This is a genomic window from Lysinibacillus sp. 54212 (genome assembly GCF_036662795.1).
In the GTDB taxonomy this organism is placed as follows: Bacteria; Bacillota; Bacilli; order Bacillales_A; family Planococcaceae; genus Lysinibacillus_B.
This window is the reverse complement of the sequence record NZ_JBAFWZ010000064.1, coordinates 1-1470: the sequence shown is the minus strand read 5'-3', so window position 1 is coordinate 1470 and position 1470 is coordinate 1. Positions and strand designations below refer to the sequence as shown.

Here is a 1470-nt window from a genome sequence, read left to right as displayed (position 1 = left end):
TAAAATGGTACCTGTGGATAGGACACTTGAAAAAGAGTGTGCTATTCACAGGTATTTTTTATATACTAGAATTCAACAGTTATAAGGACGGATAAGAGACAGCCATGAGTAAACAATTATTTTCACCAGAACAGATAGAACAACTACAAAAGAATCCACATGTATTAAAGGTAAGTACTCGCACAATTACATACGCAGATGCATTTAAAAGTAAATTTATCGATGAATATTTGGCGGGCAAAACACCTAGAAAGATTTTTGAGGAAGCTGGCTTTGAAATCGAGATGCTAGGCATGAAGCGTGTTGAACAAGCCTCATCTCGTTGGAGAAAATCATATGAGAAAAATGGCTTAATTGGACTAACGGATACACGGAAAACGAGTTCAGGGAGATCATTAAAGCGCGAGTTAACGATGGCAGAAATATTAGAAAGACAAGCAGCACGTATTGAGCTATTAGAGGGCCAAGTAGAGATGCTAAAAAAGCTCGAAGTGACAGAAAGGAGGCTGCTAAACGACAGCCAAAAACTAGGCACACAAAAGATATTCCAACTGATTTCTAATACAATTCAACAGTTTCCATTTAAGCGAATGGTGACTTATTTTTGCGAGCTTTTAAATGTTTCCCGCTCTGGATATTACAATTATTTAGCGACAATCGAGGAACGTACAGTGAAAGAGCAGAAGGATATAGAAGCGCGTGATCTGATCTTAAAAGCCTTTAATCGCCGTGGTTATAAGAAGGGTTCTCGTTCAATTAAAATGACGCTTGAACACGACTTTGACATCGTAATGAATCGCAAGAAGATTCAACGTATTATGCGAAAGTACGAAATTAAATGCCCACACCGCAAAGCGAATCCATATAAACAAATGGCCAAAGCAACGAAAGAACATCGTGTGGTTCCCAATAAATTAAAGCGCCAATTCAAACAAGGCGTACCAGGTAAAGTCTTATTAACCGATATCAGCTATCTTCCTTACAACGGAAAAATGGCTTATTTGTCGACCATAAAAGACGGGTCTACGAATGAAATTTTAGCGTATCATGTATCAGATCGTATTACGCTCGATATTGCCACAAGAACAGTTGAAAAACTATTCCGTAACAAACGTGTAAAGCTCCATCCGGAAGCCTTTATTCATTCAGATCAAGGGGTTCATTATACAAGCCCCAAATTCCAAAAACTTTTAAAGCACTATAAACTTGGTCAGTCAATGTCACGTCGAGGAAACTGTTGGGACAACGCACCACAGGAATCCTTCTTCGGTCACTTCAAGGACCAGGTTGATTTCAGCATGGTCAAAACACTAAGCGAGCTACGTGCAAAAATTGATCACTATATGGTCTACTACAACAATTATCGCTACCAATGGAATCTAAAAAGGATGGCTCCTGTACAATACAGAAACCATCTCTTAGTAGCTTAATCTCTTTTTTTAGTTTGTCCTTGACTTGGGTACCACTTTA

At 38.6% G+C, this 1470-nt stretch carries 1 protein-coding gene; it reads left to right on the top strand.

Translation table 11 applies throughout. The features are described 5' to 3' along the window. The first annotated feature begins 104 nt into the window (after positions 1 to 104). Positions 105 to 1430 carry an IS3 family transposase gene (locus tag V4T18_RS18230; RefSeq protein WP_332651871.1) on the top strand — a complete coding sequence of 442 codons (1326 nt, stop codon included), beginning with the start codon at positions 105 to 107 and terminating at the stop codon, positions 1428 to 1430. The last annotated feature ends 40 nt before the right edge of the window (positions 1431 to 1470 follow it).

What these genes read in the sequence shown, in the direction of transcription:
- V4T18_RS18230 (WP_332651871.1), top strand. Translation starts at nt 105, where the DNA reads ATGAGTAAACAATTATTTTCACCAGAACAGATAGAACAACTACAAAAG.